The 17,703-nt window shown below is 68.6% G+C and carries 16 protein-coding genes; 12 read left to right on the forward strand and 4 right to left on the reverse strand.

The genetic code is table 11. From position 1 onward, the window contains the following. Nucleotides 1–46 precede the first annotated feature (46 nt). Nucleotides 47–541 carry a tetratricopeptide repeat protein gene (locus tag NQ151_RS11760; RefSeq protein WP_353477572.1) on the reverse strand — a complete coding sequence of 165 codons (495 nt, stop codon included), beginning with the start codon at nucleotides 539–541 and terminating at the stop codon, nucleotides 47–49. 159 nt (nucleotides 542–700) lie between these two features. Between NQ151_RS11760 and NQ151_RS11765 the strand changes: the two genes are divergently transcribed. From NQ151_RS11765 to NQ151_RS11785, 5 genes are all read left to right on the forward strand, one after another. Further along, nucleotides 701–1,972, forward strand: a complete 1,272-nt coding sequence (locus NQ151_RS11765) for an ABC transporter substrate-binding protein (RefSeq protein ID WP_257528187.1) — start codon at nucleotides 701–703, stop codon at nucleotides 1,970–1,972. Nucleotides 1,973–2,058: 86 nt separating this feature from the next. Further along, a complete protein-coding gene (locus NQ151_RS11770; protein WP_374113769.1) occupies nucleotides 2,059–3,114 on the forward strand; it encodes a carbohydrate ABC transporter permease in 1,056 nt (351 codons plus the stop codon). Further along, the gene (locus NQ151_RS11775; RefSeq protein ID WP_257507149.1) at nucleotides 3,111–4,025 is read left to right on the forward strand and encodes a carbohydrate ABC transporter permease; all 915 of its coding nucleotides are present in this window, start codon (nucleotides 3,111–3,113) and stop codon (nucleotides 4,023–4,025) included. Before NQ151_RS11770 ends, NQ151_RS11775 begins: the two co-directional genes overlap by 4 nt. 4 nt (nucleotides 4,026–4,029) lie before the next feature. Continuing rightward, nucleotides 4,030–5,526 (forward strand): GH1 family beta-glucosidase, encoded by a 1,497-nt coding sequence (locus NQ151_RS11780; protein WP_257528188.1) that lies wholly within the window; start codon nucleotides 4,030–4,032, stop codon nucleotides 5,524–5,526. Between the two features lie 17 nt (nucleotides 5,527–5,543). Beyond that, nucleotides 5,544–6,566: a LacI family DNA-binding transcriptional regulator gene (locus NQ151_RS11785; protein ID WP_257507147.1), complete on the forward strand. Its 1,023-nt coding sequence runs from the start codon at nucleotides 5,544–5,546 to the stop codon at nucleotides 6,564–6,566. A 121-nt stretch (nucleotides 6,567–6,687) separates the two neighbouring features. On the opposite strand, the gene NQ151_RS11790 is transcribed toward NQ151_RS11785, so the two are convergent. Beyond that, a complete protein-coding gene (locus tag NQ151_RS11790; protein WP_257528189.1) occupies nucleotides 6,688–8,031 on the reverse strand; it encodes a uracil-xanthine permease family protein in 1,344 nt (447 codons plus the stop codon). An 80-nt stretch (nucleotides 8,032–8,111) separates the two neighbouring features. After that, complete coding sequence (locus NQ151_RS11795) at nucleotides 8,112–9,044, reverse strand: phosphoribosylaminoimidazolesuccinocarboxamide synthase (RefSeq protein ID WP_257528190.1); 933 nt, start codon at nucleotides 9,042–9,044, stop codon at nucleotides 8,112–8,114. A 245-nt stretch (nucleotides 9,045–9,289) separates the two neighbouring features. Here NQ151_RS11795 and NQ151_RS11800 point away from each other — a divergent pair, with 245 nt between their 5' ends. Both NQ151_RS11800 and NQ151_RS11805 read left to right on the forward strand, forming a co-directional pair. After that, on the forward strand, nucleotides 9,290–10,810 hold the full coding sequence (locus NQ151_RS11800) for a DHA2 family efflux MFS transporter permease subunit (RefSeq protein ID WP_502883575.1): 1,521 nt from the start codon (nucleotides 9,290–9,292) through the stop codon (nucleotides 10,808–10,810). An 82-nt stretch (nucleotides 10,811–10,892) separates the two neighbouring features. Further along, the gene (locus tag NQ151_RS11805; protein ID WP_257507144.1) at nucleotides 10,893–11,468 is read left to right on the forward strand and encodes a carboxymuconolactone decarboxylase family protein; all 576 of its coding nucleotides are present in this window, start codon (nucleotides 10,893–10,895) and stop codon (nucleotides 11,466–11,468) included. Nucleotides 11,469–11,477: 9 nt separating this feature from the next. On the opposite strand, the gene NQ151_RS11810 is transcribed toward NQ151_RS11805, so the two are convergent. Next, on the reverse strand, nucleotides 11,478–12,356 hold the full coding sequence (locus NQ151_RS11810; protein WP_257507143.1) for a siderophore-interacting protein: 879 nt from the start codon (nucleotides 12,354–12,356) through the stop codon (nucleotides 11,478–11,480). Between the two features lie 189 nt (nucleotides 12,357–12,545). On the opposite strand from NQ151_RS11810, the gene NQ151_RS11815 reads away from it, so the two are divergent. The 5 genes from NQ151_RS11815 to NQ151_RS11835 all read left to right on the forward strand — a co-directional run bounded on the left by NQ151_RS11815 (nucleotide 12,546) and on the right by NQ151_RS11835 (nucleotide 17,249). Then, nucleotides 12,546–13,451, forward strand: coding sequence for an amidohydrolase family protein (locus NQ151_RS11815; RefSeq protein ID WP_257507142.1), 906 nt, complete (start codon nucleotides 12,546–12,548; stop codon nucleotides 13,449–13,451). 1 nt (nucleotide 13,452) lies between these two features. Further along, nucleotides 13,453–15,156 carry a thiamine pyrophosphate-dependent enzyme gene (locus NQ151_RS11820; protein WP_257528191.1) on the forward strand — a complete coding sequence of 568 codons (1,704 nt, stop codon included), beginning with the start codon at nucleotides 13,453–13,455 and terminating at the stop codon, nucleotides 15,154–15,156. Between the two features lie 61 nt (nucleotides 15,157–15,217). Next, a complete protein-coding gene (locus tag NQ151_RS11825; RefSeq protein WP_257507140.1) occupies nucleotides 15,218–16,252 on the forward strand; it encodes an Ldh family oxidoreductase in 1,035 nt (344 codons plus the stop codon). 1 nt (nucleotide 16,253) lies between these two features. Beyond that, the gene (locus tag NQ151_RS11830; RefSeq protein ID WP_257507139.1) at nucleotides 16,254–16,676 is read left to right on the forward strand and encodes a cupin domain-containing protein; all 423 of its coding nucleotides are present in this window, start codon (nucleotides 16,254–16,256) and stop codon (nucleotides 16,674–16,676) included. Between the two features lie 6 nt (nucleotides 16,677–16,682). Next, the gene (locus NQ151_RS11835) at nucleotides 16,683–17,249 is read left to right on the forward strand and encodes a carboxymuconolactone decarboxylase family protein (RefSeq protein WP_257507138.1); all 567 of its coding nucleotides are present in this window, start codon (nucleotides 16,683–16,685) and stop codon (nucleotides 17,247–17,249) included. Nucleotides 17,250–17,703 lie beyond the last annotated feature (454 nt).

Here is a 17,703-nt window from a genome sequence, read left to right on the forward strand (position 1 = left end):
TGCCGGGCCAGTCTACGGGGCGGTCGCGCGACGGCGCGGGAGGAGCCTACGAGCCCGCGAGGGAGCGGATGTAGGCGGCGTTGCCGCGGACGGCGGGCTTGTACCGCTCGAGGTCGGGTGCCACGACGCCGTCGGCGATGACCTCGAGCAGGGCGGCGATCGCCTCGTGGTAGCGGCCCGCTGCGTGCTGCGTGATCGCCTCCCACACCGTCAGCGACGGCGACCCGGGGAAGTCGCGGCGAGCCAGCGCGAAGATCTCTGCCGAGCGCTCGAGCTCACCCAGATTCCGCAGCGTCGAGCCGTACTGCAGGTAGCAGCGCCGCAGCAGATCGCCCGCCAGGCCGGCGCGGAGTGCGCGCTCGTAGAACGACCGAGCGGTCTGCTCATCGCCGGCGGTGTCGTACGCGCCGCCAACTTCGTAGAGAACGCGGGCATTCGTGGGGTGGTCATCGAGGATCGGCCGCAGCGCGTCGATCGTGGGCCGCATGTCGTCGCGGTCGCGCGCAGCGAAGATCCGGTCGAGTTCATCGTCGATGGTCACGCGCTCATTCTGGCGTTACCGAAGCGTGACCAACTCCATGGGAGCGCTCCCTTGACGATTATGGGAGCGATCCCATAGCGTCAGTCCTATCGGTGAGAGCGCTCCCAACCCGACGCCCGGACCGAGGCAGAGCCCACCCACACCACAAAGGAGTGACACGTGAATTCACGCGCACTGCGACGCACCGCCCTCCTGGCCGTCGTCGCGACCACATCCGCGATCGTGCTTGCCGGCTGTGCCGGCGGGGACGCTGGCGGCGACAACAGCGAAGGTGACGGTGGCGAAGCCACCCTTACGCTCGCCACCTTCAACGACATGGGTTACTCGGACGAACTCCTCGCGGAGTTCACCGAGGAGACCGGCATCGAGGTCGTCCACAACAAGGCAGCCACGTCGAACGACGCTCGTGCGAACTTCTTCCAGAAGCTCGGCAAGGGCGGCCTCGCCGACGTCGAGGCCGTCGAGGTGGACTGGTTCACCGAGATGATGCAGTACTCCGACCTCGTCGTGCCGGTCCCGGACGACCTCAAGGGTCGCTGGCTGGACTGGAAGGAAGCCGCAGCGACGGATGCCGACGGCAACCTGGTCGCGTACGGCACCGACATGGGCCCCCAGGCGGTCTGCTACCGCCAGGACCTGTTCGAAGCAGCCGGCCTGCCGTCGGACCGTGAGGCCGTGGCCGAGCTGTTCCCGACGTGGGACGCGTTCTTCCAGGTCGGAGCCGACTACACCGAGAAGACCGGCAAGCCGTTCATCGACTCGGCCAACTCGGTGCTGCAGGGCCTGGTGAACCAGCTCGAGATCGCCTACGAGGACCCCGACGGCTCGATCGTCGCCGCCGACAACCCCGACATCCGCGCCGCCTACGACGCGGTCGTCGACAAGGGCATCCCGATCTCGGCATACCCCGGGCAGTGGAACGACGACTGGTACGCCGCCATGGCCGGTGGCGACTTCGCCGCCATGCTGTGCCCGCCGTGGATGCACGGCATCATCGCCGGTGAGGCTCCCGACATCGAGGGCTGGGACATCGCCAACGCCTTCCCCGAGGGTGGCGGCAACTGGGGCGGCTCGTACCTCGTCGTCCCCGCCGACGGTGAGAACACCGAGGCTGCCCAGCAGCTCGCCGACTGGCTGACGGCCCCGGAGAACCAGATCAAGGCGTTCACCAACGCCGGCACCTTCCCGAGCCAGATCGAGGCGCAGGACAGCGCTGACCTCACCGGCTACGTCAACGAGTACTTCAACGACGCACCGACGGGCCAGATCGGCATCGACCGCGCCAACGCGATCACCGTGTCCACCTACAAGGGTCAGGACTACTTCAAGTACCACGACGCACTGCAGAACGCGATCACCCGAGTCTTCGACGGCCTCGAAGACAAGGAGACCGCGTGGGAGACGTGGCTGACCGAGATCAGCGGCTTCTGACGCCCCCTCTCGACCACTGAACCACGGGGGTGCGGATCGCATTCGACGACCCGCACCCCCGTGACTCCCGACAACGAAAGGCGATCGTGACCGCTACCGACTCCCGCCCGGCGACGCGCGCCGCGGCATCCGATCAGCCGCTGCGACCGCCGCGCGTGATCTCGTTCTCCCAGAAGCTGAGCAAGTGGGATCTGAAGTTCTCCCCCTACCTGTACATCTCGCCGTTCTTCCTCATGTTCGCGGTCGTGGGACTGTTCCCCATCGCGTACACGGCGGTCATCTCCTTCATGGACTGGGACCTCGTCCGCAACTCCGGAGAGTTCGTCGGATTCGACCAGTACATCTGGATCCTCACGCAGCCCCACTTCTGGACCGCGCTGCGCAACACCTTCAGCATCTTCGTCCTCTCCAGCGTCCCGCAGCTGATCCTCGCGATCTTCATCGCGGCGGTGCTCGACCGCAACATCCGTGCCAAGACGTTCTGGCGCATGGCCGTGCTCGTGCCCTATGTCGTCGCCCCCGTCGCGGTCGGCCTCATCTTCAACGCGATGTTCGCCGACAAGTCCGGGCTCATCAACAGCTGGCTCGAGGTGATCGGCATCTCCGAGATCCCCTGGCACGTCGAGCCCTTCTGGAGTCACGTCGCCATCGCGACGATGGTCAACTACCGCTGGGTCGGCTACAACGCGCTGATCCTGCTTGCGGCGATGCAGGCAGTGAACCGTGATTACTACGAAGCCGCCACCGTCGACGGCGCCGGTCCCATCCGGCAGTTCTTCAGCATCACGATGCCGTCCCTGAAGCCCACGCTGATCTTCGTCATCATCACCTCGACGATCGGCGGTCTGCAGATCTTCGACGAGCCGCGCGTGTTCGACCAGTTCGGACGTGGTGGCGCAGGTCAGCAATGGCTGACCATCACGCTCTACCTCTACGACATCGGATGGGGGCAGTGGAACTTCGGCCGCGCAGCGGCGATGGCCTGGATCCTGTTCATCATCATCCTCGGCATCGGATTGATAAACCTGCTCGTCACCCGCACCGTCGTGCGGGATGAGGGGATGCGTTCCGAACTCGGCAAACGCCAGCAGAAGCGGGCCGCACGCGCGGCCAAGAAGCAGGTCAAGGAGTCCCAGCGATGAGCATCGGCACCCCCCCGCCCCTCGCGATCGTCGAGTCGGGCATCCCCAACGCGGCAGCACGCCGCCGCGGCGCCAAGACGATCCGCATCCGCGGCTCCCGCCCCGGAATCTGGGCGTACGCCACCCTCGGGGTGGTCTTCCTCTCCGCCGTCTTCCCGCTGTACTGGTCGTTCGTCATCGGCTCCGGCGACTCAACGACGCTGCGCGGAGACTTCCCCTGGATCCCGGGCGGCAACTTCATCTCGAACGCCATATCGGTCATGACCAACCCGGCGGTGAACTTCTGGCCGGCGCTGTGGAACTCCATCTACAGCTCGTTCATCATCGCGGCAGCCGTGGTGATCACCTCGACCCTGGCCGGCTGGGCCTTCGCGAAGCTGCGCTTCCTCGGGGGGCCGGCGCTGCTGGTCTTCGTCGTGGCGACCATGGCGGTGCCGCAGCAGCTGGGCGTCGTGCCGCTGTACATCCTGTTCGCCGACCTCGGCTGGACCGGTGAGATCGGCGCGATCATCATCCCCGCCCTCACCAGTGCCTTCGGCGTGTTCTGGATGACGCAGTACCTGCAGCAGGCGGTGCCCGATGAGCTCATCGAGGCCGCTCGCGTCGACGGTGCATCGATGATCCGCACGTTCTGGACGGTCGGTGTCACGGCGGCGCGTCCGGCGGCGGCGATGCTGTTCCTGTTCACCTTCGTGGGCGCCTGGAACAACTTCTTCTGGCCCTTCATCGTGCTCGACCGCCAGAACCCGACGCTCCCGGTGGCGTTGTCGCTGCTGCAGTCGAACTACTTCGTCGACTACTCCGTCGTGCTCGCCGGCGTGGTGCTGGCGACCATCCCGCTGCTGCTGCTGTTCATCTTCGCGGGCAAGCAACTGGTCAGTGGGATCATGGCCGGGGCCGTCAAGGGCTGAACCAATGAGCATCATCACGCACGAGAGGTCTGCCCACATGTCGGCATCCACTCCCCGTCCCTTTCCGGCGAACTTCCTGTTCGGGGCCGCCACGGCCGCCTACCAGATCGAAGGTGCGGCGCACGAGGACGGCCGCAAGGATTCGATCTGGGATGCCTTCTCGCGCGTGCCGGGCGCGGTGATCAACGCCGACAACGGCGACGTCGCCTGCGACCACTACCACCGCTACCGCGACGACGTCGCACTGATGAAGCGGATGGGGCTGCAGACCTACCGGTTCTCCACCTCGTGGTCGCGGGTGCGTCCCGACGGCGGCGCGCTCAACCCGAAGGGCGTCGATTTCTACAAGCGCCTCGTGGACGAGCTGCTCGGTGCCGGCATCCTGCCGTGGCTGACCCTGTACCACTGGGATCTGCCGCAGGCGCTGCAGGAGAAGGGCGGCTGGGCCAACCGCGACACGGCGGAGCTGTTCACCGAGTACGCGCTGGACATGCACGACGCCCTCGGCGACCGGGTGCAGGCGTGGACGACGCTGAACGAGCCGTGGTGCTCGTCGTTCCTCAGCTACACCGCCGGCATCCACGCGCCCGGTCGCCAGAGCGTGACGGAGGGCGTGCTCGCCGCGCACCACCTGCTGCTCGGACACGGCCAAGCGGTGCGGGAGCTGCGCACCCGCGACTCGTCGCTGCAGATGGGACTGACGCTCAACCTCACGGTGGCCGATGCCGTCGACCCGACCGATCCCCTCGACATCGACGCCGCCCGGCGCATCGACGGCCAGTTCAACCGGTGGTTCCTCGACCCGATCTTCCGGGCCGAGTACCCCGCGGACACCGTCGAGGACATCCGGTCGGTGGAAGCCGGGGCGATCGCGGCGCTGGAGCAGGCCATCCGACCCGGCGACCTCGAGGCGATCGCCACACCGATCGACTCGCTGGGCGTGAACTACTACCACGGCGAGTACGTCGGCGGGCGTCCGCCTGCCGTCCCCGTCACCGGTGGCGACGCCCCGACCGACCGCGAGGGCTCGTCGCCCTTCCCCTCGCACGAGCGGATCCACTGGCACGACCGGGGTCTTCCCCGCACGACGATGCACTGGGAAGTGCAGCCCGAGGGGCTGACCCGACTGCTGCGCCGAGTGCAGGAGGACTACACCGGCGCCGACGGCGTGCCTCTCTACGTCACCGAGAACGGCGCCGCCTATGACGACGTCGCGGTGGTGGAAGACGGGCAGACCCGCGTGCACGATGTGGAGCGCACCGAGTTCGTGCGTGCGCACCTGGCGGCGATCCTCGACGCGCAGGATGCCGGCGTCGATGTGCGCGGCTACTTCTACTGGTCGCTGCTGGACAACTTCGAATGGGCCTGGGGCTACGAGAAGCGGTTCGGCATCGTGCATGTCGACTACGACACCCAGCAGCGCACCGTCAAGGACAGCGGCCGCGAGTACAGTCGAGTGATCGCCGAGCGCTCGCTGGACGCCGAGCCGGCGGCAATCTGACGCCCGGGGGCGATGACATGAGCACGGATGCGCTGCGCAGCGTCCCCGGCGCGGTGACGATCGAAGAGGTCGCCGCCGCAGCAGGGGTCTCACGGTCGACCGTGTCGCGCGTCGTCAACGGGTCGACCGCCGTCAGCCCGGCTGCGCTGGAGTCCGTGAACCGGGCGATCGCCGAGCTCAACTACGTGCCCAACCGTGCCGCCCGCTCGCTCGCCAGGCGTCAGACCCTGGCGATCGCCCTCGTGGTGCCCGAGGACACGTCGCGGTTCTTCGGCGACCCGTTCTTCGCGGCGGTCGTCTCCGGCATCAATTCGCGCATCAGCCGCTCCGACTACGTGCTGAACCTGATCCTCGCGAACGACGACCCTCGCGACAAGACGACGAGCTACCTGCGCAGCGGGGCCGTCGATGGTGCGGTCATCGTGTCGCACCACACCAGCGACACGTTCATCGACCGCATCGCGGCGAGCGTGCCGGTGGTCTACGGCGGACGTCCGGTGCGCGAGCGCGACAACGACTACTACGTCGACGTCGACAACGTCGCCGGAGGTCGCGTCGCGACGCAGCACCTCATCGACCGGGGGCGGCGGCGGATCGCGTCGATCACCGGCCCGCTCACGATGCCGGCGGGCGTGGACCGGCTGCAGGGATACCGCGAGGCGCTGGCAGGCGCCGGCCTGGAGGAGGTGGCAGTCCTGGACGGAAACTTCACGGTGCAGGACGGCGCGCGGGCGATGACGCGGATGCTGGAGTCGGGGGTGGAGTTCGACGCGCTCTTCATCGCCAGCGACCTGATGGCCCGGGGTGCCCTCACCGTGCTCGCGGGCGCCGGCATCCGGGTGCCTGACGATGTCGCCATCGTCGGCTTCGACGACTCTCCGGTGGCCACCACGGTGACCCCGGCCCTCACGACGGTGCGACAGCCGTCCTACGGGCAGGGCGAGCGGATGGCCACGATCCTGCTCGATCTGCTCGCCGGCGGAAGCCCGCAGCAGGTGACGATGCTCGACACCGAGCTCATCGTGCGCGACTCGTCCTGACCGCCCTCAGCGCACCCGCCCCCCGAAACCGGTGAGACCGCAACTGGTGGCCGAGACCGTGGTTGTTTCCCACTGTCTCGGCCGCCAGATGCGGTCTCACGGTGCGGTTGAGCGAGGGCGGTCAGGGCTGCGGGTCGCCGCCCAGCTGGCCCACGGCGGGGATCGGACCGCCGTCGTCGGCGCCGGTGCGGCGCCAGCGGGCGATGGCGTTGCCGGCATGGTAGATCACCAGCGCGGCGACGGTGCCCAGCACGATCGCGCCGAACTGGAGCGTGCCGAAGTTCATCGTGAAGCCGGCGATGGCGATGATGAACGACACCGCGACGGTGTACTGGTTGACCGGCCGCGAGAAGTCCACGCGGTTGTCGACCCAGATCTTGATGCCGATGACGCCGATGAGCCCGTAGAGCGCCGTGGTCACGCCACCGAGAACGCCGGCGGGGATGGTGTTGAACAGTGCGCCGATCTTGGGAGAGAAGGCCAGCAGGATCGCCACCAGGCCCGCGACCCAGTACGCCGCCGTGGAGTACACGCGGGTGGCGGCCATCACGCCGATGTTCTCGCCGTAGGTGGTGGTCGCCGAACCGCCGAAGCCGCCGGCGAGCACGGTCGCCGCACCGTCGGCGATGAGTGCTCGCCCGGTGTGCTTGTTGATCGAGGGGTCTTCGGCCATCGTGGCGACACCGCGCACGTGGCCGACGTTCTCGGCGACGAGCACGAGCACCACCGGCAGGAACATCGGCACCAGGGCCCATGCGCCGGGGTCGCCCAGGCCGGCGAGGTGGAACTGCGGCAGGCCGATCCAGGCCGCCTCGTTCACCGAGGTGAAGTCGATCTGCCCGGTGAACACCGCCACCAGGTAGCCGACGATCACGCCCAGGAAGATCGAGATGCGGCCGAGGAACCCGCGGAACAGCACGCTGAACAGCACGACGGCCACGAGCGTGACGGTGGCCAGTTCCGGCTGCAGCTGGAAGTTGTTCCACGCCGCCGGGGCGAGGTTGAAGCCGATCAGAGCGACGATGGAGCCGGCGACCACCGGCGGCATGAGCTTTTCGACCCAGCCGGTGCCGACCGCCTGCACGATGAAGCCGACGGTGGCCAGCAGGACGCCGACGACGACCACGCCGACCAGCGCCTGCGTGAGCTGCTCAGGGCTCGACAGCGGGTCCCCGCCGTTGAGAGCCGTGATCGGCGCGATGAACGCGAACGACGAGCCGAGATAGCTGGGGAGGCGGTTCCTGGTGATGATCAGGAACAGCAGTGTGCCGAGGCCCGAGAACAGCAGGGTCGTCGACACCGGGAACCCGGTGAGGATCGGCACGAGGAACGTGGCGCCGAACATCGCGACCACGTGCTGCGCACCGATGGCGATCGTCGCGGGCCATCCCAGACGTTCGTCGGGCTTGACGACGGCTCCGCGTTCGACGTGACGGCCGTCACCGTGCAGGCGCCAGATGGGCATGAGACTCCTCAGGTGGTTGAGCGGCGAGTACGGGAGTCACACTATCGGCGACCACCCGGTGGCCGTGGCCGCCCGGGCACCTACCCGGTGAGGCGCTCGAGCAGTTCTCGGTACCGGGCCGCGGTGCGCTGGACGATCTCGGCGGGAAGCGGCGGCGGTGTGCCCTGTTTCGACCAGTTCGCCGCGAGCCAGTCGCGCACGATCTGCTTGTCGAATGAGGCCATCCGCTCGGCGGGCGTGGTGCCGGTATGCCACGCGGCGGCATCCCAGTAGCGCGACGAGTCGCTCGTGAGCACCTCGTCGGCAAGCGTCAGGATGCCGTGGTCGTCGACGCCGAACTCGAATTTGGTGTCGGCCAGGATCAGCCCGTGCTTCTCGGCGGTCGCCGCGGCACGGGAGTAGATCTCCAGCGACGTGTCACGCAGCTGCTCGGCACGCTCGCGCCCGACGAGCTCGACGGTTTGGTCGAACGAGATGTTCTCGTCGTGCTCACCCATCGGCGCCTTGTAGGCGGGGGTGAAGATCGGCTCGGGCAGCCGATCGCCATCGCCCAGCCCCGCCGGAAGCGCGATGCCGCACACCGTCCCGTGCTCGCGGTACTCCGCCCAGCCCGAGCCGGTGAGGTAGCCGCGCACGACGCACTCGACCGGCAGCATCTCGAGGGACCGCACGACCATGGCGCGCCCGGCGACGGCGTCGGGGACCAGGGTGTGGGGCTCATCGTCGACGCCCAGTACCGTGCTGGCGGCGAGATGGTTCGGGATGCCGCGCCCGCCGTCCCCGCCCGCGAGCTGGTCGAACCACCACAGGCTGAGGGTCGTCAGCAGCACACCCTTGCCGGGGATCCCCGGCTCGAGCACGAAGTCGAAGGCGCTGACGCGATCGCTCGCGACGACGAGCATGCGCGCGGCGGGGCCGCTACCCGAGCCCGTCGGTGGCGCGTCTGGTACGTACAGGTCACGCACCTTGCCGGAGTACACGTGTCGCCAGCCGGGCAGCTCGGGGAAGGTCACGTGCCCATTATCGACGGTGGCGCGCCGCCGCACGCGCTCGCTCAGCTGGCCAGGTCATAGCGGGCGCGCCCGCCCAGGCGTGGGTCTGCGACCGATCGAGCCACGGCGGGGGGATGAACCACGCCTTCGCGCGCGCCGACCCCCTCGGCGATCATCAACCTGAGATCAACCACATCCGCGCGTCACGAGCCGGGCGTAGAGTCCCCCTGGACCAAGCAGAGCCGCCGAAAGGACAGTGCGAAGACGTGACAGACTCCGACACCCGCGCCCAGCGCACCGGGGCGGCCCGCACCACCTCGGCATCCACCCCCGCCCGCAGCCCGTGGCCGGCGCTGTGGGCGCTGGTCATCGGCTTCTTCATGATCCTGGTCGACACGACGATCGTGTCGGTGGCGAACCCCGCCATCAAGGCCGCACTGGACCCGACCACCGGCAACCTCGACAAGGTCGTTTGGGTCACCAGCGCCTACCTGCTCGCCTACGCCGTGCCGCTGCTGGTCACCGGGCGCCTGGGCGACAGGTTCGGGCCCAAGAACATCTACCTGATCGGGCTCGCGGTGTTCACGCTGGCCTCGCTCGGCTGCGGCCTGTCGCCCACGCTGGGCAGCCTCATCGCCTTCCGCGCACTGCAGGGCATCGGCGCCTCGCTCATGACGCCGCAGACCATGGCCGTGATCACCCGCACCTTCCCCGCCGACCGACGGGGAGCGGCGATGGGCCTGTGGGGTGCAACCTCGGGCGTCGCGATGCTTGTCGGCCCGCTCGCCGGCGGACTGCTGGTGGATGCCTTCGGGTGGGAGTGGATCTTCTTCGTCAACCTTCCGGTGGGCGTCATCGGGTTCGTGCTGGCGTGGATCCTGGTACCGAAACTCCAGACGCATCCGCACCGGTTCGACATGGTGGGTGTGTTCCTCAGCGCGACCGCACTGTTCCTCATCGTCTTCGCCCTGCAGGAGGCCGAACAGTATGACTGGGGCGTCATCTGGGGACCGGTGACGGTGTGGATGCTGCTCCTGGCCGGCATCCTGGTGCTCGGCCTGTTCATCTGGCAGCAGGCGCGCACGCGCAGCGAGCCGCTCGTGCCGATGGCGTTGTTCCGCGACCGCAACTTCACCGTCGCCGGCATCGGCATCACCACCGTCGGCTTCATGGCGGCGAGCATGTCACTGCCGTTCATGTTCTTCCTGCAGCTGGCGCGAGGACTCACCCCGACCGAGTCGGCGCTGGTGCTCGTGCCGATGGCCGTCGCCGCCGGCATCCTGTCGCCCTTGGCCGGGCGACTGCTGGACCGCACCGATCCGCGGTTCCTGCTGGTGCCCGGAATGATCGCCGTCTCGGCCGCGCTGCTCTGGTACGCCGTGCTCATGAACCTCGACACCCCGATGTGGATGTTCCTGCTGCCCTCGGCACTGATGGGCGCGGGGCAGGCGGGGCTGTGGGGCCCGCTGGCGACGACGGCCACCCGCAACCTCGATCCGCGGCAGGCCGGGGCAGGGTCCGGCGTCTACAACACCATGCGCACGATGGGCTCGGTGCTCGGGTCCGCCGCGATCGCCGCCGTCATGCAGGGGCGCCTGGAAGCGAATCTGCCGGGCATGGCGGATGCCGCGGGCTCGGGTGCCGGCTCCGGCGCGGCGCTCCCGCCGGAGGTCGCTGCGGGTTTTGCGACCGCGATGGCCCAGGCGACGCTGCTACCGGCGGGAGTGATCCTGCTCGGCGTGGTCGCGGCGATGTTCTTGCGCCGTCCGCCTCACATGCACGGTTAGGTTGCAGGGTGCAGGGTGGCAGGCGGATGCCGCGGCGTTCTAGCGTCGCAGCATCCCACCCCGCCCGAGGAAGAGTCCCCGCATGCGCATCAGCAAGATCGCCCCCGACCAGATGACGACGCGTCAGCGCGAGGTGTTCGAGCGCATCGCCGGCTCTCGCGGGCGCCTCGGCGCCCCCTTCCAGGTGTGGCTGCAGAGCCCCGAGCTGTGCGATCGCGTCGAGAAGCTCGGGTCGTATCTGCGGTGGGACTCGAGCCTGCCGCTGCGGCTGCGCGAACTGTCGCTGCTGATCGCCGCGCGCTTCTTCGACGCGCAATACTCCTGGAATGCCCACGTCGACGTGGCGCTGGCCGAAGGCATCCCGCAGCAGGCGATCGACGCGCTGGCGCGGCGGGAGACGCCGGTGTTCGATCGTGACGAGGATCAGGTCTTCTACGCGTTCTGCGACGAGCTGCTCACCGAGCACTTCGTGTCGCAGCAGACTTTCGACGCGGCGCTGGCATATTTCGGACCCGCAGGGCTGGTGGACACCGTCGCGTCGCTGGGCAACTTCACGATGCTCGGGATGCTGCTGAACACGTTCGAGGTCGACCTGCAGGCAGACCGCACGCGGCCGTTCCCCGACATCAACGGCTACGGGCGCGTTCTCATCCCCTGAGTGCGCGGGTCAATCCGGGTCGGTCGGGTCCAGCGGCGCGTGGTGGTCGAACGCGACGACGCCGTGCCGCCAGTAGCCGCTCACGACGGCCTGTGCGGCAGGCAATCCCGCGGTGCGGCGCAGGTGGCGGCGCACCGCGACGAGGGCGGATGCCTCGCCCGCGGCCCAGACGAACACGCCGTCACCGATCGGCCCGAGGGCCTGAAGTGCCGGCATCCATCCGCTCGCATCCGGAACCAGGTGCAGCCGCAGGTCGATGCCGTCCACCGCACCGAGGTAGTCCGCGACCCAGCCGTTCTCGCCACCGACGGCGGCGATGACGTCCACCACGGTGCCCGCTGGAACGCCGCGGATCCAGCGCGACACCGAGGGCAGCGACGTCTCGTCGCACAGCAGCAGTAGGCCGTCGATGTCCTGGGGCGCCCGCTTCGAGCCGCGTGGCCCGACCACGACGAGGCGGTCACCGGGCTGCGCCTGCGCCGCCCAGGCCGAAGCGGGGCCCGGATCAGGGTGCACGAAGAAGTCGAGGTCCACTTCGACACCGCCGCCGTCGACTGCGCGAGGCAGCGGGGTGAAGTCGCGTGCGATCGCGGCGCGGTCCGGCCGGATGATGCCGTCCTCGCCGGGACCCACGGCCGTCGGCGCGACGAGCTCACCGGTGACCGGGTCGGGCAGGAACAGCCGCACATGGTCGGCGGGGCCGGAGCTTGCGAAGTCCGCGAAGTCGGGACCGGTCACGGTGACCCGCACGATCGTCGGCGCGACGCGTGCGACGTGCACCACCGTCCCCTCCCGCGCGGTGAAACGGTTGCGTCCGCCCGCTCGGGCGAACCGGCCGACTGTGTCCGTCACGCGCTCGCGCGGGCGGGTGGAAGAGTGCTCCGTCATGACCCCAGCCAAGCACAGGCGGGCATCGAGGCTGATCGCCGGCGTTGCACGAACGGTTCACATAATCGTGCGTTCGGGCCTCTGGCTCGGCGCGGGACCGGCCCCGTACGGTCAGAGCACGGGAGCCAGCAGGCTTTCTGCCGCAGCCGTCGCCGACGGCACCACAGACACTGATCGTTAGGAACCCCGATGTTCATCGTCGACTCGCAGATTCACCTCTGGAAGGAAGAGACGCCCGACCGGCCCTGGGTGCCCGGCGCGCGCGAGCGGATCCGTCTGAACGGCCACCGCGAAGAGGCCTTCCTGGCCGAAGAGGCGGTCTCGCTCATGGACGAGGCAGGCGTCAACCGCGCCCTCATCCTCCCGCCGTCGTGGGAGGGCGATCGCATCGACTACGCCCTCGAGTCGGCGGAGAAGTACCCGGGCCGCTTCGGCATCATGGCGCGCGTGCCCCAGAACGACCAGGAGGAGGGCGAGAAGCTCCTGCACTTCATCAAGGACAACGAGCACATCAAGGGCGTGCGGCTCACGTTCCACCGCCCCGTGGATCGCAACTGGATGATCGATGGGACCAACGACTGGTACTGGCCGCTGGCCGAGAAGCTCGGCATCCCGACGATGGTGCACGCGCCCATCTGGAAGGCCGAACTCGGACAGATCGCCGAGAAGCACCCGGACCTGAAGATCATCATCGACCACATGGGCATCATGGCGCGCTGCGTCGATGACGCCATCGGCTACTGGGTGCAGGAGACCGCCGATCTGCACCGCTACCCGAACATCTCGGTCAAGGTCTCCGCGATCCCCGGCTACTCGACGGCACCCTTCCCGAACCTCAACATCGAGAAGTACGTGCGTGAGGTCGTCGACAAGATGGGCCCGGAGCGCGCGCACTGGGGCACCGACGTGACCCGTCTGCTCGGTCACGGCCTGACCTGGACCGACACCGTGGAGCAATTCACCAAGCATTTCTCCTTCTCCCCGGAGGAGCTGGAGTGGATCATGGGTAAGGGCATCAGCAAGGTGCTCGGCTGGGACATCCCCGAGCCCGCTGCTGTCGGCGCGGCTGCCGCGACGACGACGGAGAACGCCTGACGTGAGTGAGCAGAAGTATGACGGCGGCGAGCTGCTGATCGAGGCATTCGGCGACCTCGGCGTGGACGTCATCTTCTCCTCGCCGGGCTCAGAGTGGGCCCCCGCCTGGGAGGCGCTCGCGCGCCGCCAGGCGGACGGTGTGCCAGCGCCGAGGTATCTCGACCTCATGCACGAGACCGTGGCCGTGGGCATGGCCACCGGCTACGGTCTCGTGACCCGGCGGGTGCAGGCGGTCCTGCTTCACGCAGCGCCCGGCCTGCTCCAGGGGTCGATGGCCGTGCACGGCGCGCTGCTGGCCGGCGTCGGCATGGTGGTGACCTCCAGTGAGTCGCTCACCTACGGCGACGGACCAGGGCCCGACCCTGGCGGCCAGTGGTACCGCAACCTCTCCATCGTCGGCGGCACCCACCACGTCGCGCAGCCCTGGACGAAGTGGTCGCAGCAGGTGGGCAGCATCCACACCCTCTACACGCTCGTCAAGCGCGGCGGGGAACTGGCCGATCGCGCACCGGCGGGACCGGTGTACCTCAACACCCCGCTGGAGATCCTGCTCGAGCCCACCGCGCCTCCCGTCAAGCCCAAGAAGGTGGTGGCCAAGGGTCGCCGGGTGAGCGCGCCGGAAGACATCGCGACCGTCGCCGACCTCATCGCCGGCGCCCGCCGGCCCGTGATCGTCACCGAGACGGCCGGGCGCGACGCCGGTGGCTTCGAGGCGCTGACCGCGCTCGCCGAAGACCTCGGCATCGGCGTGATCGAGCCGATGTCGGCGGTGTGCGCCAATATCTCCAAAGCCAGCCCCGCGTATGTGGGCAACGACGTCGACGCTGTCATGGACGAGGCAGACCTGATCATCCTGATCAACGCCCGCGCCCCGTTCTACCCGCCCAGCCGGCGGCCCGCGAAGGCGACGATGGTCGTCATCGATGAGGTGCCGCAGCGCCCGCACATCGTCTACCAGGTACTCAACGCCGACCACTATCTCGAGGGCGCCGTGCCCGAGACGCTCACCGCGCTGCGCGCGGCGGTGCTCGAGCGGGTGGATGCCGAGGAGCTGGCATCCCGCCGCGCAGAGACCGCGCAGGATCACCACGCCTGGCAATCGGCGACCGACGCGCTCGAGACCAGAGCGCTCGCCGCCCCCGGGATCGACCCCGTCGCGCTCGCGGTGAAGCTGCGTGAGATCGCGCGCGCCGAGGATGCCACCGTCGTCGACGAGACGATCACGCACGGCCGCGTCGTGCAGCGCCATGTCGGCTGGAACCGCCCCGACGGGTTCTTCTACGTGCAGGGCGGGCTCGGGCAGGGCATCGCCGTCGCCCTCGGGGTCAAGCTCGCGGTGGCGGACGGTTTCGTCGTGTACACCGTCGGCGACGGCGCGTTCCTGTACAACCCGGTGATCCCGTCGCTGCTCGCGGCGAAGGACTACGACCTGCCGGTGCTCATCGTCATCTTCAACAACAAGAAGTACCTGTCGATGAAGATGAACCACCTGCGCTTCTACCCGCAGGGGGCTGCGGTGACGACCGACAACCATCTGGGCGTCGACCTCTCCAGCCAGCCCGACCTCAGCCGGTTCGCGGCGCCGTTCGACATGTTCGCCGCCGAGGTCGACGACCCCGAGCAGCTGGACGACGTGCTCGCGCAGGCGGTGGCCGCCGTCAAGGCCGGTACGACCGCCGTCGTCAACGTCGCGGTCAGCCGCTAACCCGATCCCGGTCGGGCGGCTCCTGCCGGGGCCGCCCGACCGCACCAACGAAAGGCACACCATGCCCGTCAGCGTCTCCCCGTCGGCCTTCGAGGCCTTCATCGCCGACATCTTCCAGGCGGTCGGCGTCAGCGCCGAGGATGCCGCGGCCGCGGCACCGTCGTTCGTCTGGGCGAGCCTGCGCGGGGTCGACTCGCACGGCGTCACCCGGGTTCCCCGCTACCTGGAGATGTTCGACAGCGGCGTCGCCAACCCGACGCCGAGCATCACCGTCTCCGACACCGCCCCCGGGGTCGCGGTGATCGACGCCGACTTCGCACCGGGTCCGGTGGCGCTGACCCGCGCCGTAGAGCTGGCCGTGAGCAAGGCCAAGACCCAGGGCGTTGCGATCGTGTCGGTGCGCAACACCGTGCACACCGGCGCGCTCGGCTACTACGCGAGTCTCATCGCCGACCAGGGCTTCGTCGGCGTCGGCATCGCCGCCGGCTCGCCGATGATGTCGTACGAGGGCGCTGTGGGTGCATCGGTGGCCACCAGTCCGCTGGCGATCGCGGTGCCCGGAACCGGCGACAAGCCCACGGTGCTGCTGGACATGGCCAGTTCCCTCATCGCGATGGGCAAGATCGCCCAGTACAAGCGCGAGGGCAAGCAACTTCCCGAAGGGTCGGCGACGACCGCCGACGGCACGCCGACGACCGACCCCGAGCTCGCGAAGATCCCCACACCCCTGGGGGGCGCGAAGGGCTCCGGGCTGTCGCTGATGTTCGAGCTGCTCACCTCGGTGCTCGTGGCGGCGCCGATTCTCACGCCCTACCACGCCGGTCACAAGAAGCACCGGCAGAACGCGACCCTCATCGTGATCGACCCGGCCGCATTCGGCCCGGCCGAGGAGTTCGCTGCGAACGTCGACGCCACGATCGACACGATCCACGGCCTCCCGAAGGCGGAGGGGGTGGAGCGGATCCTCGTTCCGGGCGAGCGCAGCGCGGCATCGCTGGACCAGCGCACCGAGGCGGGCATTCCCGTCGGTGACAAGGTGTGGGCCGAATTCGTCGAGGTCGCCGGCCGGCTCGGCGTGACCGTCCCGGAGGTGTGACATGGCCACGATCGTCAAGTTCGACCAGATCGAGGTGCTCGACCGCGGCGGTGCGGTGAAGACCTGGCCGCTCATCACGGGAGAATCCACCGGCAACACCAACGACCTCGCGACCGGCATCAGCATCTACCCGGTCGGTGCGGGTGCGCCGCTGCACTCCCACAACTGCGACGAGCAGGTGCTGATCCTCGAGGGCGAGGGCTTCGTGGAGGTGCACGAGGCGGACGGGCTCATCCGGGAGCAGCTGAAGAAGGACGACACCGCCTACGTGAAGCGGGATGTGTTCCACCGCTACCAGAACACCGGGGACGTGCCGATGCGCATCCTCTGGATCTACCCGACCGGGTTCGTCACCCGCACCTTCGCCGACACCGGCAAGACGGTGGAGCACCTCACCGCCGAGGACGCCATGGGCGGGCGCTGAGGACGTATGCGACTGCAGGAGATACCCGACGAACGGATGACGGCCCGCCAGCGGGAGCTCGCCGACCGCATCACCGCGCGCCGTGGTGCCGTGCGGGGACCGTACAAAGTGTGGCTGAACAGCCCTGAAGTGTGTGAGCGGGTCGAGGCGCTGGGCGCGTTCGTGCGGTTCGAGTCATCGCTGCCCGAGCACCTGCGGCTGCTGACGCTGCTCATCGCGTGCCGTGCCTTCGATGCGCAGTACTCCTGGAACGCCCATGTCGGGCAGGCGCTCGCCGCCGGCATCCCGCAGCAGGTGATCGACGCGATCGCCCGACGGGAGCGGCCCCCATTCGGCGACGATGCCGACCGGGTGTTCTGGGAGCTCTGCGACGAGCTGGTGCGCGAGCACTTCGTGTCGGATGCCGCCTTCGCCCGGGCCCGGGACCACTTCACCGCCGAGCAGCTCGTCGACGCGATCGCGTCCCTGGGCAACTACACGATGCTCGCGATGTGCTTGAACGCCTTCGAGGTGGATCTGCAGCCCGGCGTCGAGCCACCGTTCCCCGACGTTCGCGGCTACGCCAAGGACTAGCGGCACCTCCAACGCCGCGTCTTTCCGCGGTTCCGGGGCGCGACACGCCCGGGGGGAGGCCCAGATTTGCCGGGTCCCCAGGATCCACGTATTGTTTTCTCTGTTGGCCCCACAGGGAACAGCGGAGAGGCCGAAAGGCCCCGCACCCCTCAAGTAGCCGACAGCCCCCAGCCCTACCGAGTCCCCCGGGACAGTGGTAGGATGGGGATTCCGGTCGAAGACCAGGTAGGGACCACTGATCGACATCACGTCGATCGAAGCGCCGAACTGGTTGCAGCCGGACAAATGATTAGTTGCCCTTCGGGTATGGCTGCGAAGCCGGACCGGAGGAGCATCCGATCCTTGAGAACTCAACAGCGTGCACTTGTCAAATGCCAAATAACCTCGTCCCAGCTTTGGCTGGGTGAGATTCCTTTGGATCAAAGTCCGATTCCCTTTGGGGGGTCGGCAACGG

Source organism: Microbacterium sp. zg-YB36 (genome assembly GCF_024623575.2).
Lineage (GTDB): Bacteria > Actinomycetota > Actinomycetes > Actinomycetales > Microbacteriaceae > Microbacterium.

Bases quoted from the DNA above. Each gene is read 5' to 3' on its own strand.
- NQ151_RS11815 (WP_257507142.1), top strand. From the start codon at position 12,546: ATGTTCATCGTCGACTCGCAGATTCACCTCTGGAAGGAAGAGACGCCC.
- NQ151_RS11780 (WP_257528188.1), top strand. From the start codon at position 4,030: ATGAGCATCATCACGCACGAGAGGTCTGCCCACATGTCGGCATCCACT.
- NQ151_RS11785 (WP_257507147.1), top strand. From the start codon at position 5,544: ATGAGCACGGATGCGCTGCGCAGCGTCCCCGGCGCGGTGACGATCGAA.
- NQ151_RS11775 (WP_257507149.1), top strand. From the start codon at position 3,111: ATGAGCATCGGCACCCCCCCGCCCCTCGCGATCGTCGAGTCGGGCATC.
- NQ151_RS11790 (WP_257528189.1), bottom strand. From the start codon at position 8,031: ATGCCCATCTGGCGCCTGCACGGTGACGGCCGTCACGTCGAACGCGGA.
- NQ151_RS11835 (WP_257507138.1), top strand. From the start codon at position 16,683: ATGCGACTGCAGGAGATACCCGACGAACGGATGACGGCCCGCCAGCGG.
- NQ151_RS11830 (WP_257507139.1), top strand. From the start codon at position 16,254: ATGGCCACGATCGTCAAGTTCGACCAGATCGAGGTGCTCGACCGCGGC.
- NQ151_RS11810 (WP_257507143.1), bottom strand. From the start codon at position 12,356: ATGACGGAGCACTCTTCCACCCGCCCGCGCGAGCGCGTGACGGACACA.
- NQ151_RS11825 (WP_257507140.1), top strand. From the start codon at position 15,218: ATGCCCGTCAGCGTCTCCCCGTCGGCCTTCGAGGCCTTCATCGCCGAC.
- NQ151_RS11805 (WP_257507144.1), top strand. From the start codon at position 10,893: ATGCGCATCAGCAAGATCGCCCCCGACCAGATGACGACGCGTCAGCGC.